The sequence below is a fragment of the Limosilactobacillus alvi genome (assembly GCF_016900115.1).
Taxonomy (GTDB): domain Bacteria; phylum Bacillota; class Bacilli; order Lactobacillales; family Lactobacillaceae; genus Limosilactobacillus; species Limosilactobacillus alvi.
The window spans coordinates 20,546-34,029 of the sequence record NZ_JACJJQ010000009.1 but is presented as its reverse complement, the minus strand read 5'-3'; the positions used below and the strand labels follow the sequence as shown (position 1 = coordinate 34,029).

Here is a 13,484-nt window from a genome sequence, read left to right as displayed (position 1 = left end):
ATTTTTTATTTGGAGGAATTTTAATGAAAAAAGAGGTTCAGTTTAATGAGGCGGTTAGCATCCTCGTTTTAATGTTAATCGTGCTTGGCATTAGCGTGATCGGATTGGGCTTGATGCCAAACATTCCGGTTTTAGCTGTAATTGGAGTTTTGATGGGTTGGCTCCGTTTCCGCGGGTTTACCTGGGATGACTTGATGGCGGGGATCAAACAAGGAATTTCGACGGCGATTATCCCCATCTTTATTTTTATGTTAATTGGGACCCTAATTGCGGTTTGGATTCAAGCCGGGGTCATTCCGTCATTAATGGTTTTAGGTTTTAACTTAATTAATGCGGCCTTCTTTATCCCCTCCGTTTTTGTAGTCTGTTCCTTGGTTGGGGTTGCGATTGGGAGTGGGTTCACAACAATCTCAACCGTTGGAATTGCCCTTTTTGGCATGGGGACAACCATGGGGATTAATCCCGCTTTGACAGCCGGGGCAATTATTTCAGGAGCGGTCTTTGGTGATAAGATGTCACCATTGTCTGATTCAACAAACCTTGCTTCCGCGGTGGCCGGGAGTGACTTGTTTGCCCACATCAAAAATATGATGTGGACGACAATTCCCGCTTTTGTGGTCTCCTTAGTTGTTTTCGCCGTACTTGGTTACTCCAATCAAGGAGTAAGTTTGACGAAGATGGCGCCCACTTTGCATACTTTAACGACTCACTTCTCAGTTTCGTGGTGGTCAGCGGTCCCCGTTGGCTTGATGTTAATTTGTGCTTGGAAAAAAATCCCGGCGATCCCAACCTTGTTTATGAATATTTTTGTTGCTATTCTGATGATTTTTGCCTTTGATCCCCACTTCACCTTGGCAAAATTAGCGCAGCTTGCCCAAAGTGGTTACATTGCAAAGACTGGTAACTCAACGGTTGACGCCCTCTTAACCCGGGGCGGGATTACCAGTATGATGGGGACAGTCGCTTTAATCATCATGACCCTCGCCCTAGGGGGGATCCTGATGCACACGGGGATTATTGAAAATGCGATGGCCCCGGTTGCGGCCCGTTTACAAAAACCGGGACGGTTGGTTACCGCGACGATTTTTGCCGGCATTGGCATTAATCTCTTTGTTGGGGAACAATACCTTTCCGTTATCTTGCCAGGGAATGCCTTTAAGCATGCCTTCTTCCGAATTAAACTGGACCCCTTAGCTTTAAGTCGGGTGCTGGAAGATGGGGGCAGTGTGATTAATTACCTCATACCGTGGGGGGTTGCCGGTTCTTTTGCGGCTGGGGCCTTAGGGGTTCCAGTTACCCACTTCTTGCCATTTGCCCTCTTTAGTTTACTTTCCCCGATTTTCTCCATTTTAAGTGGTTTGACCGGTATTGGTTTGAAGCGAGCACCAGCAGGGGAAGAAAAAATCTAGGCGGGAGCAGGCAACTTAGTAACCGATTTACTTGTAAAGGGTAAGTCATCATGCTATTCTTAGGTTGTACGAAAAGTACGTCAATAAAATATTTTTGGTTTGTCTTCAAGGCAGGGTGTAATTCCCGACCGGCGGTATAGCCCGCAACCCGCATCAGCGGTGGAATCTGGTGTGATTCCAGGTGCCGACAGTATAGTCTGGTAGATAGAAGATTGCCATGGTCTACATGGATGAATTAGGTAGCTGGGGACAAACTTTGCTTTGTGCCCAGTTTTTTGATTGTAACCTGGCTAATACCTACACGAGAAGGCAACCTCACAGGAGGTTTTGTCTCATGTCACTTTCACATTCACGGATGCAACGGTATACTCTAACGGCTTGCTTTGGGGCGTTGGCATTTTTGTTAATGCTCTTTGAATTTCCGGTGATCCCGGTCGTTTCGTACCTGAAGCTCGATTTTTCTGACTTACCAGTGTTACTGGGGACAATTATGTATGGGCCAGTAACGGGGATCATGATTACCATCATTAAGTTGCTGTTGCACGGGGCAGTCCGGGGCTTTTCACCAGTTGAGTTTCTCGGTTTATTTGCTAGCTTCTGTTCTTCTTTATCCCTCTTATTACCGGTTGCTTGGTTTTTCCGGAAAAATAGCCAGCTCACCTTTAAGCGGGCGATGCTTTGGAGTGGGATTACGGGAACTTTAGTTTTAGCCCTCGTGATGACGGTCTTTAATCTTTACGTCTTAACCCCAATGTACATGAAGATGTTCGGTTGGCAACCGACCCTGCCCATTCCCCAATTAATGGCCTTTGGGGTCTTGCCGTTTAACATCATTAAGGGGATTATTGTAAGTGTTGTTTTGGCGATTATTGCTAGTCGGATGAAACATTTCTTGCATATTAGCGATTAATAATTAGCGTCCTGTTAATTTAGTGATTTAAGTAGCGCCACCAATCAAGTTAGATCAGATCACCACGATCTGCTAACTTTTGATTGGTGGCTTTTTACTAAATTGTATTAAAATAACTACTCAACTTAAGTTAAGCAAGTTATGATAGAAATTAAATGACTTAAACAACAGGGTGGTGAAATTAGTGGCGGATTATCTCCTGGCCTTATTTAGTGGCCGTCCCCGGCGGATCCGAGTAATTGAAGGAACGCTGCAAGGAAAGCGAACCATTACGAATTTATTTTGGGCGCAAAACTATGGCATCTTGCCGTATCTGGGAGCGGATCGCCATTTATCACGCCAAACTTACGACCAATGGTTAATGGTCCAAGCGCAGGCAGGTAATTTAATCCTAGCTGATCAAACGGCACAGTTGACGGAAAAGGGATTAGCAGCCCAAATGACGTGGCAAGCTAATCATTATCAGCCACGATTTGGCCAGTGGACCTGGATTGCAAATTGGCAACGGCTAGCTGACCGGGTTTTATTAGCGGTGCAATTAGTCTCAGAATTTGCATATCATAATCGCCGTTATTCCCCCCTAAGTTTACCTTGGCATGAAAAACTAGCGGTCCGGAATTGGTTTTTGCATCACGATGGACAAATTGTGAGCCAAGTCAAAACGGAATTAGCAGCGGTTTTAACCCAATTAGCGAAAGTTGATGAGCGCTTGAGTAATCTTTTTGCCTACCGCTTAATTGGCCATGAATCAGTTGGCTGGTCAGCCATGGAGGCTAGTCGCCAACTTGGCATCCAAGCAAGTGACCTTTTTTGGATGGAACGGGATGCTTGGCTCTTTTTTGCCCATTCCTTAGCCCAGTCCACTGGGGCCCTAACGGAGCTTGTTTTACCCCTGTTAGCAACGACGCCTTTAACTAGCAGTGCCCAGCAAACGTTAACCGCCTTTTTAGGTGGCCATTCGATCGAGGAGATTAGTCACGCCCGGCGGCTTAGGGTTGGAACCATCAGAGAGCATCTTTTGCAAGCCGTCATTCTCTTACCAGGCCAGCTACCGCTAGCGCGTCTCCTCCCATCGCAGGTTGAGGCTAAGTTACAACAACAATATCAAGGACCGGTGGCAGAGTGGCGGTTTACGCCGCAAAGTACCGACCCGGGGCAAGAATTCTTCTATTTTCGGTTATTTCAGGTTAAGGTGATGCAAGATGGATGAGGCAAAATTAACCCAGCTTTTGCAGGCTCATTTTGGGTTTAAACACTTTCGTTCCGGTCAATTTGAAACTTTACAAGCGGTTTTGGCGGGGCAAGATACGCTTGCCATTTTACCGACTGGGGGAGGCAAGAGCCTGCTATATCAACTGCCAGCTTATTTGCTACCGGGAACCATCTTGATTATTTCACCCTTAATATCCTTAATGCAGGATCAAGCGGACCGGATCACCCGGCAAGGTGATTTTCGCGCAGTGGTTTTAAATTCGGCCGTCAATAATCAAGATCAAACTGCCATTTTAGCGACCCTTAGTCGGTATCGCTTTATTTTTACCTCACCAGAAACCTTAGGCCGGGGGCCAGTTTTAGGGGCGTTACGTCAGTTGACAATCAGCCTCTTTGTCATTGATGAGGCCCACTGTGTTTCCGAATGGGGGCCGGATTTTCGACCGGAATACCTCCTTTTAAAAGCAGCAATTCAAGCTTTGCAGCCGCGCTCAACTTTACTTTTAACGGCAACGGCAACGAAACGGGTTACCCAGGATATTTTAACGAAGGTCGGTTTGCCAACAGAGCAAGTCACCATTATTCGGCAATCAGTTAATCGGGCCAATCTCTTTTTAGCCGTCCAAGAACTTGAAAATTCCCTTGCAAAACAAACCTATCTACAAGCAACCCTTCCCAAACTCGGGGGACCAGGGGTAATTTACTTTTCTAGCCGCAAACAGGCGGATGCCATGGCAAGCTGGTTAACGACGGTTTCTGATCTCCGGGTAGCAGCTTATCATGCTGGTTTAGAAGCGGTGGAACGCTTTCGGATTCAAAATCAATTTATGCAAAATGAATTGGACGTAATCTGCGCAACCAGCGCTTTTGGGATGGGAATTGATAAAAATGATCTGCGTTATGTGATTCATTACCACCTGCCAGCGAGTCTAGCCGCCTACACCCAGGAAATCGGTCGTGCTGGCCGGGATGGGCAGCCGGCCTTAGCACTGTTGCTGTATGCACCGGGGGATGAGAGCATTCCGGAATTGTTAACCCAGGTCGAATTACCATCCCAGACCCAAATGGAAAGGGTCTTAACTGGTAAAATTTCGCCAACGCTGCTTGGGGAAAAAGGACCGGTAATTAATTTTTACCTCCATCACGGTTACCAACCGCAAGATTTACCGACCCTGTTTAACCAGCAAGCTAAGCGGGCGCGGCAACGAATTAACCAGATGTTAGCCTATGTTAAAAATCAGACTTGTCGCCGAAAAATGTTGCTGGCGGCCTTTGATGAAGGTGAGCATGAACAGACACCATGTTGTGATTTTCACCAGCCAGATTGGCAACCAAGTGACTTTGGTCTTGGAAAAACAAAGCCTACTAAAGTAAAGCAGCGGCAATTGGATTGGCAAAAGCAATTAAATCGACTATTCAATTGTCAGAACTAGAAACCGGTGAGTAATTTTGCTAGAATAATTTTATTAGACCCGCGAGGAGGAAAGAAAATGAAGCGTCGGGAAGACGAACGAAATGTGGATGAAAACCTCTGGGACAAAACTTTTGAGGATAATCAAGATTTAGGTAAGGATGGTCATTTATCACGGATCGAGCACCGAAAGCAAAGTTCAGCCAATGCCAGATTCACTACGATCCTAGTCGTTTTAATTATTATTCTGGCGGCCACCCCGATTATTTATTGGCTAAATCATGAAAAGTCTTTTAACCACCCAGTTCAACATACAGAACAGGTAGCTAAAGCTAGTTCAAACGCTAAAAAAAAAGTCCATTCTTCAACCCACCAAGGCAAATCAGCAACTCAGTCAACCAAGCGTAGTAAGGCTAAGTCGGCTAGCAGTAAAAAAAGTCAGGCTTTAAGCTCAAGTTCAAGTGGGATGGAAGCTTCCAGTAGTACAAGTAGTAGCCAAAACAATAGTTCGAGTGCGGCTAGTTACGTTAAAGTGCAAGCTGGTCAGGGAATTTACCGAGTTGCAGCTAATAATGGTTTGACGGTCGATGAATTGGCTCAATTAAACGGAATTTCACCGTCAACTAAGCTCTACCCGGGTCAACAATTACGAGTTAAATAGGATCTTAAAGAGGAGTGTTATCTTTGAAAGGGTTACAAGTTGCCATTGATGGACCAGCCTCAGCTGGTAAAAGTACCGTGGCAAAATTGGTTGCTAAGCGCTTTGGTTATGTCTACTGTGATACTGGGGCAATGTACCGGTCAGTTACTTTAGCGGCCTTGCAAAAAGGGATCAACGTTGAAGATCAAGCTGCCGTGACCAAAGTTGCTCAGGCAATCCAAATCACCTTTAAGCCAGGCGAACCCGAACAACGGGTCTTTATTGATGGTCAAGAGGTGACCGAAGCAATTCGTTCAAACGAAGTCAACGCTAACGTTTCTGTGGTTGCTGCGGTTCCCGCTGTGCGCAAAGAGATGGTGGCGCAACAACGAAAAATTGCTGAAGCTGGCGGGATTGTGATGGACGGTCGCGATGTGGGGACCACGGTCTTACCAGATGCTGAAGTAAAGATCTTTTTGGTTGCTTCAGCCTATGAACGGGCGCGGCGTCGCTTTGAAGAAAACAAACAAAAAGGGATTGCAACAACAACTTTAGCTGAATTACAGGCGGCCATTGAACGGCGGGATAAACTAGATTCTGAACGGGAAGTTTCACCGCTGACCCAGGCCGAAGATGCCATTCGACTGGATTCGACTCACTTGTCAATCGAAGAAGTGGTTGATGAAATTAGTGCGATTATCAAAAAAGTTGAAGGAAATTAGTTTTATCCCTAGTCAAAACCAATTTTATCTAGTAAAATGAAAGTCAGAGTTGATTGTTGCAAGGAGGATATTTTTAGATGGCTGAAATCGAAAACAATAACGCGATGTTAGAAGCGCTTGACAGCATCAAGCAAGTAAATGTAGGTGATGTTGTTAAGGGTAAGGTACTGCAAATCGATGACGATCGCCAAGCAATCGTTGGGATTGAGGACGCAGGTGTTGAAGGGATTGTTCCCGCTAACCAATTGTCCACGAAGCCAGTCGATGACATCAATGAAGTAGTCAAGGTTGGGGACGTTTTGGACTTGGTTGTAATCTCCAAGATTGGCAGCGATAAGGAAAACGGTAGCTACCTGCTTTCACACCGTCGCTTAGAAGCCATGAAAGTTTGGAACGAAATCCAAAAGAAGTTTGAAGCCGGTGAAACGATCACTGCTAAGGTTACCCAAGCTGTTAAGGGTGGTTTAGTAGTTGACGCTGGCGTTCGTGGGTTCGTTCCAGCATCAATGATTACTGACCACTACGTTGAAGACTTGAAGCAATTCGTTGGTCAAGAATTAGAATTCAAGATTATCGAAATTGAACCAAGCGAAAACCGCTTGATCCTTTCTCACAAGGAAATTGTCAAGGCTCAACACGAAGCTGTTGCTAAGAAGATCTTTAGCGAATTAGCTGCTGGTGATGTTGTTGAAGGTAAGGTTGCACGGATGACGAACTTCGGTGCCTTCATCGACCTCGGTGGTGTTGATGGTTTGGTCCACGTTTCTGAAATTTCATACGACCACGTTGACAAGCCAAGTGACGTTCTTTCTGTTGGCCAAGACGTTAAGGTTAAGGTATTGAGCGTTGACCCAGAACGGGAACGGATTTCCCTTTCTATCAAGCAAACGTTGCCTGGACCATGGGATGACATTGAAGAAAAGGCGGCTGAAGGAACGGTTCTTGAAGGAACGGTTAAACGGCTTACGAGCTTCGGTGCCTTTGTTGAAGTCTTCCCTGGTGTTGAAGGTTTGGTTCACATTTCCCAAATCTCCCACAAGCACATTGCTACGCCAGCTGATGTTTTGAAGCCAGGCCAAGAAGTTAAGGTTAAGGTTATCAACGTTGACCCAGCTCAACAACGGCTTGGTCTCTCCATCAAGGCCTTAGAAGAAAAGCCTGAAGGGGAAGAAAACAACAACAACCGTGGTAACCGCGGTAACCGTCGTCCACGGCGTAACAACTACGCTACTGACGCTCCGGAAGAAGAAAGTGGCTTTACCCTTGGTGATTTGATCGGTGACGAATTAAAGAACGCCGGTAAATAAGCCAAGTTAATCATTTAAATTGGGCGGTGACCGGATAGTCGCCGCCTTTTTATTTTGAAAAAGATATCCGCGATGAAGAACTACTAATTTTTAATTGAAAGGAGCAACAAAATGGCAAATCCAATTGTGGCCATTGTCGGCCGACCAAACGTTGGAAAATCGACCCTCTTCAACCGGATTGTTGGGGATCGGATTTCAATTGTTGAAGATACGCCAGGTGTTACCCGGGATCGGATCTATGCCCACGCAGAATGGCTGGGGAAGGAATTTAGCTTAATTGATACCGGTGGGATTGAAATTTCTGATCAACCGCTAGTCACCCAAATTCGGCAACAAGCCGAAGTGGCGATTGATGAAGCTGATATTATTATTCTGGTCGTTAACGTCGAAAACGGAATTACCGATGCTGATGAACAAGTGGCCCAACTCTTATACAAGTCGAAAAAGCCGGTTGTCTTAGCCGTAAATAAAGTTGATAACCCAGAACGGCGGACCGATATTTATGACTTTTATTCCTTGGGGTTAGGTGAACCTTACCCCGTTTCCAGTGTCCACGGGGTTGGCCTGGGAGACATGTTGGATGAAGTGATTAAGCACTTCCCCGAAGAAAAGACCCAACCAGCTGATGATACAATTCGCTTTAGCTTGATTGGTCGGCCAAATGTGGGCAAATCTTCCATCGTGAATGCCATGTTAGGGGAACAACGGGTAATTGTTTCCGATATTGCCGGGACTACCCGGGACGCCATTAATACCAACTTTGTCGGTGACGATGGCCAGAAGTATACCATGGTTGACACCGCGGGGATTAAAAAGCAAGGTAAGCTCTATGAAAATACCGAACGCTACGCCTTGATGCGGTCAATGCGGGCAATTGATGATTCAGACGTGGTTTTAGTGGTCCTCAATGCTGAAGAAGGAATTCGCGAACTTGACAAGCACGTCGCCGGCTATGCTCATGAAGCCGGGCGGGCCGTGATCATCGTTGTCAATAAATGGGATACGATCCCGGATCGTGACCAACGGACGATGACGGACTTTACCAACTTGATCCGCCAAGAATTTCAATACCTCGCCTATGCCCCAATTATCTTTGTTTCCGCGAAAACTAAGCAACGGTTGAATAAACTCCCGGCGATGATTCAAACGGTTGAGGCTAATCACCAACGGCGGATTCAATCATCAGTCTTGAATGACGTTTTGATGGATGCCTTAGCTGCTAACCCAACGCCAACGGTAAACGGTAAGCGACTGCGGGTTTACTATGCGACCCAAGTGGCAGTGGCCCCACCAACTTTTGTGATTTTTGTGAACGATCCTGATCTAATGCACTTCTCCTACCAACGGTATTTAGAAAATCAGATTCGGGCGGCCTTTGACTTCACGGGGACGCCAATTCACGTGATTAAACGGAAGCGAAAGTAGTATTCGCTAAAGCAATTGTTGGATGTCAAATTCTTAAAATCTTTACGTCCTTATTTGCCTTAGCTTACTTATTTAAGTAGTAAACTTCATTTTAATAATAATTTAGTAAAAACTTTTTAAAATGCCTTGATTACAGTGTTTTACTATGCTAATCTTAATCATGAATCAAGTGAACGAACCTTGGTTTACGATACCTATTTGAGGTAACACATTCGGGTGTCAGATATTCTGGCATTAAACGGAGGTAAAAGATAATGGCAAATAAAGCAGAATTAGTTAGCGATGTTGCTAGTGCAACTGGTTTAACCAAGAAAGATGCAACGACGGCAGTTGACGCGGTTTTCAGTGCGATCCAAGCTTCCTTGGCAAAGGGTGAAAAGGTTCAGTTAATCGGCTTTGGTAACTTTGAAGTCCGTCAACGGGCTGCCCGGAAGGGACGGAACCCACAAACAGGGGCCGAAATTCAAATTCCAGCCAGCAAGGTACCAGCTTTCAAGCCAGGTAAGGCTTTGAAGGATGCCGTTAAATAATTAACATTCAATGTTAATATGATTCCCCGTTCATACGTGAGCGGGGATTTTTTTTATTTTAAATTGAAAAAATTCTAATTGAATTCGTTTACAACCAAAATAAAAGAGGCTACTTTTATCAAAATTTAATCTTTTGTTAATAAAAGTGGGTGAGACGAATTGAAAAGTGCTCAATTATTGTTCACATTTTCTGAAATTCTGGTATTCTATTAGTAACAAACGAAAGGAATGTGATCATTAATGTCGAACGCTTTAGTTACAAACTCATTATATGTTAACGCAGAACGAAAGGTAGCTCGATTAGATTTTAATCAGGACTACCCAACGAGTGTTGTTGCGTTTTTTAATTCACCAGATGTGCAAGAACTGGTGGCACTGTTCCTCAAAAACGAAGGGACGGCGGTGCCAAATAGTTTTGAATCCCTTTCAGCGAAGGAATATCTGGCGGCCTTTGCCAAGGTCATGATTGATGATGCAACGATTTATGATCAATTTAGTAAGGAAGAAATTCTGGCTAGTTTGGAACGCTTTTACTCTTTCTATCGCTCCTTACTGCGGGTTTCGGTAATTAAAGCTGATAGTAATCACATTCTGGGACAAGAATTTAAACAGATCGACCGGCGCTTTAATGAATTAGTCCTGCGGAGTTACCGGATGCTCGAAGAAAAACTGCAAGGTTTTGCAAACCGGACTTTCCGGCAAGTTAGTGCGGGGACGGATGCGTCCTTGCTCGTCCGGCATCATGTATGGGCAGCCCCCGAAAAGTACGCGGCGTTAAACCAATTTGACTTTATTGATAAGGTTATGTTACGGCCACCATTGTTGATGCACACCATCTCTAACAAGCGCAAGGGGCTGTTCACGGCGGTTGATTACAACCCCATTGAACACTTTAATGGTAAGCCGGGCGAATGGTATTGCTACCCAGCTAAGATTGGGGAAACCTTAGCCTTTATCTACTTCCAACTGGATTACCTGGTTAATGGCCTCGCCCTGGCTAACTTGTTTGAATTAGCACCGAAGGAAGATGTGATCGGCCATAAGCCGGATGTGATCTTGCTCTTTGGTGTGCCAGAAACCGAAGGCATGGTAAGTCACTACTACCATGATGAGCAAAATGGAATTTGGGTCGGCGAAGTGCCATACACGGATGACACGACCTACTTTGGTTACATGAAGAAGATGTGCTTAACCTTGCACAACTTGCACCAAATCAACCATGGGCTCTTACCAATTCACGGGTCAATGGTTCGGATCCGTTTCAAGAGCGGCCAGCAAAAGACGGTGGTCTTCTTTGGGGACTCCGGCGCCGGGAAGTCGGAATCCATTGAAGCCCTCCAAGAAGTTGCTGATGACCAAATTATTGCGGTTGATACGATCTTTGATGATATGGGTTCGTTCCGGGTTCGTTCCGATGGACAAGTGGTAGCCCAAGGGACGGAAACGGGGGCCTTCGTCCGGTTGGATGACCTTTCCAGTTCCGTGGCCTTCAATAACATGGACCGTGGGGTCTTCTTGAACCCAGAACGTAAGAACGCCCGGGTAATTATTCCCGCTGCGTCATACGCTGAAGTGGTCGCCGAACACGAAATTGATATGTGGCTCTATGCTAATAACTACGATGATGGCGTGGGGGTCCACTTCTTTGATGACGAAGCCTCAGCCAAGAAGGTCTTTATTGCTGGTAAGCGGAAGGCTCTCGGGACAACTGATGAAGTGGGGATGACGACGACCTTCTTTGCTAACCCATTCGGTCCCGTGCAAGAGGAAGCCTTGACCCGGCCAGTTATTGATAAGGTCTTTGCAGCCCTCTTCCAGCAAGGGGTTCCTGTAGGTGAAATCTACACCCACTTGGGTAACGACAAGTCACCTAAGGCGCTCCATGATTCAGCCCGGGCCTTATTGAAGGATTTGATGGAAAAGTAAATCAGATTGTGCCAATGTCTGGTCGCAAACTTGCTGAATAATATTTAAAAATCAAATACAGGCTAGGGAGAAATTTAAGGCTCTCTAGCCTTTTTAGTAGCACAAAAGGTCCAAACCGCGTAAAATAATATGATAGTGATTTTTGTGAGGAGGAAAAATTGTGGCAGAATCATATGCGGAAAAAATGTTAAATGCCATTGAAATGGGGCAATTGGACGAAGCTAAAAAGGACTTTGCTTGGGCTTTGCGCCAAGACGATGATGAAGTGCTCTTTAGCTTGGCGGAGCAGTTGTATGCCTTAGGTTTTTTACAACAAGCTCAACGGACCTACTTAAAACTCTTAGACCGGTATCCCGATGAGGATGAGTTACGGACGGCCTTGGCGGAAATTGCGATTGATAACGGGAATAATGATGAAGCTTTGGCCTACTTAGCGCAAATTAAGCCTGACTCCGATGCTTATCTCCAATCCTTGTTAGTTGCGGCGGACCTTTATCAAACGGAAGAGCAGTTTGAAGTCACGGAAGAAAAACTGCAGACTGCTTACCAAATTGCGCCAGAAGAACCCGCTGTTTTATTTGCTTTAGGGGAATATTACTACGCTACTGGGCGATTTGCATTGGCAATCCGCTACTACTTTGCCTTGATTCAAGCAGGGGTGGCGGAATTTGCCCGGGTCGACATTGCTGGTCGTTTAGGCATGGCCTATGCGCAAAGCGGCAAGTTTGATCAAGCCCTTGGATATTTGAAACAAGTGGCCCCCGGTTTTATGACGGCCGATATTCGTTTCCAAACCGGGTTAACCCAGTTAAACTTAGGCCAACTCAAGGAAGCAATCATTACCTTAAAGGAATTAATTGATGAAGATAACCAATATGCTTCGGCCTATCCTGCCTTAGCCCAAGCTTATTTACAGGAAAACCATCTTAGTCAAGCGCTCAAGACAGCGCAAGAAGGCTTGGGGGTGGATGAATATAACGAAAACCTCTTTACTTTAGCAGCCGACATTGCGGGTCGGTTAGGGGAATTTGACCTGGTTAAAAAGTACCTGCAAAGCGCCCATGCCTTAGCTCCAGAAAACTTGGCAATTAGTCTCAAGCTCAGTAATTATTACCTGAGCCAAGGCGATCATGACGCCAACATTGACTTACTGCAAGGGATTGAAACAGATTCAGTTGACCCGCAAGTCGAATGGAACCTTGCTCAATCCTACCAAGCAAAAGAAGACTTTGCGCGGGCAAGCCAAGCCTTCGAAACTGCCCGCCCAACATACTGGGATAATCCAACTTTCTTGAAACAATTAATTTACTTCTACCAAGAAAGTGGCGAACGCGACCTTTTGATGGATACGCTCGATCACGCCTTAACGGTGACGCCAGATGATCCGGAATTAAATGAGCTTGATGGACAATTACGAGATTTTTAACTTTATTTAGTTGACAAAGGTGCCATACCGGGCCTTTGTCTTTTTTTATTTCTTAACCTAGGCGTTTTTAATATAATTTTCGCGGTATAATTAAACATAATATTACTTGAAGGAAGGGATTTAAATGCCAACATTCTATTGTTATTCGCGGTGTTCCACTTGTAAAAAGGCGGAGCAGTGGTTAAACGCGCACCAAGTTGCTTTTAATAAGATTGATTTAGTTGCGACCCCACCAGCGGCGAGTGATCTTAAACGCTGGCTCACTGCTAATCAAGCTAAGGGCTTGCGCTATTTCTTTAACACCAGTGGTCAACACTACCGCCAACAGGGGCTTAAAGACAAGCTAGCTGAGATGACGATTGACCAGGCAGCCGAACTACTCGCCAGTGATGGCAAACTAATTAAGCGCCCCTTAATGGTGGAGGGCAATCATGTGACGGCCGGTTTTAAAGAAGCGGTTTACGAGCAAGAATGGTTATAAGGTTTTTATGCATTGATGAAGAGGATGGAAAAAAGCTCCTAATTACTGGTGAGATTTTACCTTGCTAAAATCAAAGCGGACGCCT

Annotated in this window: 12 protein-coding genes and 1 riboswitch; all 12 genes read left to right on the top strand. The window is 45.4% G+C overall.

The genetic code is table 11. The features are described from left to right. Positions 1–23 precede the first annotated feature (23 nt). The gene (nhaC, locus tag H5993_RS03030) at positions 24–1,409 is read left to right on the top strand and encodes a Na+/H+ antiporter NhaC (RefSeq protein WP_204776173.1); all 1,386 of its coding nucleotides are present in this window, start codon (positions 24–26) and stop codon (positions 1,407–1,409) included. 97 nt (positions 1,410–1,506) lie between these two features. Next, a riboswitch (FMN riboswitch) is annotated at positions 1,507–1,626 on the top strand. Between the two features lie 117 nt (positions 1,627–1,743). After that, complete coding sequence (locus H5993_RS03025; protein WP_204776172.1) at positions 1,744–2,319, top strand: ECF transporter S component; 576 nt, start codon at positions 1,744–1,746, stop codon at positions 2,317–2,319. A gap of 184 nt (positions 2,320–2,503) precedes the next feature. Next, positions 2,504–3,529: a helix-turn-helix domain-containing protein gene (locus tag H5993_RS09640; protein ID WP_204776171.1), complete on the top strand. Its 1,026-nt coding sequence runs from the start codon at positions 2,504–2,506 to the stop codon at positions 3,527–3,529. Next, complete coding sequence (locus tag H5993_RS03015; RefSeq protein ID WP_204776170.1) at positions 3,522–4,964, top strand: RecQ family ATP-dependent DNA helicase; 1,443 nt, start codon at positions 3,522–3,524, stop codon at positions 4,962–4,964. The genes H5993_RS09640 and H5993_RS03015 overlap by 8 nt, the downstream gene beginning before the upstream one ends. Positions 4,965–5,021: 57 nt before the next feature. Continuing rightward, positions 5,022–5,603: an SAG1386/EF1546 family surface-associated protein gene (locus H5993_RS03010; protein WP_204776169.1), complete on the top strand. Its 582-nt coding sequence runs from the start codon at positions 5,022–5,024 to the stop codon at positions 5,601–5,603. Between the two features lie 23 nt (positions 5,604–5,626). Next, positions 5,627–6,304 carry a (d)CMP kinase gene (cmk, locus tag H5993_RS03005; RefSeq protein WP_204776168.1) on the top strand — a complete coding sequence of 226 codons (678 nt, stop codon included), beginning with the start codon at positions 5,627–5,629 and terminating at the stop codon, positions 6,302–6,304. Between the two features lie 77 nt (positions 6,305–6,381). Then, the gene (gene rpsA / locus H5993_RS03000) at positions 6,382–7,611 is read left to right on the top strand and encodes a 30S ribosomal protein S1 (protein ID WP_204776167.1); all 1,230 of its coding nucleotides are present in this window, start codon (positions 6,382–6,384) and stop codon (positions 7,609–7,611) included. Positions 7,612–7,722: 111 nt separating this feature from the next. Then, the gene (der, locus tag H5993_RS02995; protein WP_204776166.1) at positions 7,723–9,036 is read left to right on the top strand and encodes a ribosome biogenesis GTPase Der; all 1,314 of its coding nucleotides are present in this window, start codon (positions 7,723–7,725) and stop codon (positions 9,034–9,036) included. 254 nt (positions 9,037–9,290) lie between these two features. Beyond that, positions 9,291–9,566 carry an HU family DNA-binding protein gene (locus H5993_RS02990; protein ID WP_204776165.1) on the top strand — a complete coding sequence of 92 codons (276 nt, stop codon included), beginning with the start codon at positions 9,291–9,293 and terminating at the stop codon, positions 9,564–9,566. Between the two features lie 240 nt (positions 9,567–9,806). Next, complete coding sequence (locus H5993_RS02985; protein ID WP_204776164.1) at positions 9,807–11,492, top strand: phosphoenolpyruvate carboxykinase (ATP); 1,686 nt, start codon at positions 9,807–9,809, stop codon at positions 11,490–11,492. Between the two features lie 184 nt (positions 11,493–11,676). After that, positions 11,677–12,918 carry a tetratricopeptide repeat protein gene (locus H5993_RS02980; protein ID WP_204776194.1) on the top strand — a complete coding sequence of 414 codons (1,242 nt, stop codon included), beginning with the start codon at positions 11,677–11,679 and terminating at the stop codon, positions 12,916–12,918. A 124-nt stretch (positions 12,919–13,042) separates the two neighbouring features. Continuing rightward, a complete protein-coding gene (locus tag H5993_RS02975; RefSeq protein WP_180869658.1) occupies positions 13,043–13,399 on the top strand; it encodes an arsenate reductase family protein in 357 nt (118 codons plus the stop codon). Positions 13,400–13,484 lie beyond the last annotated feature (85 nt).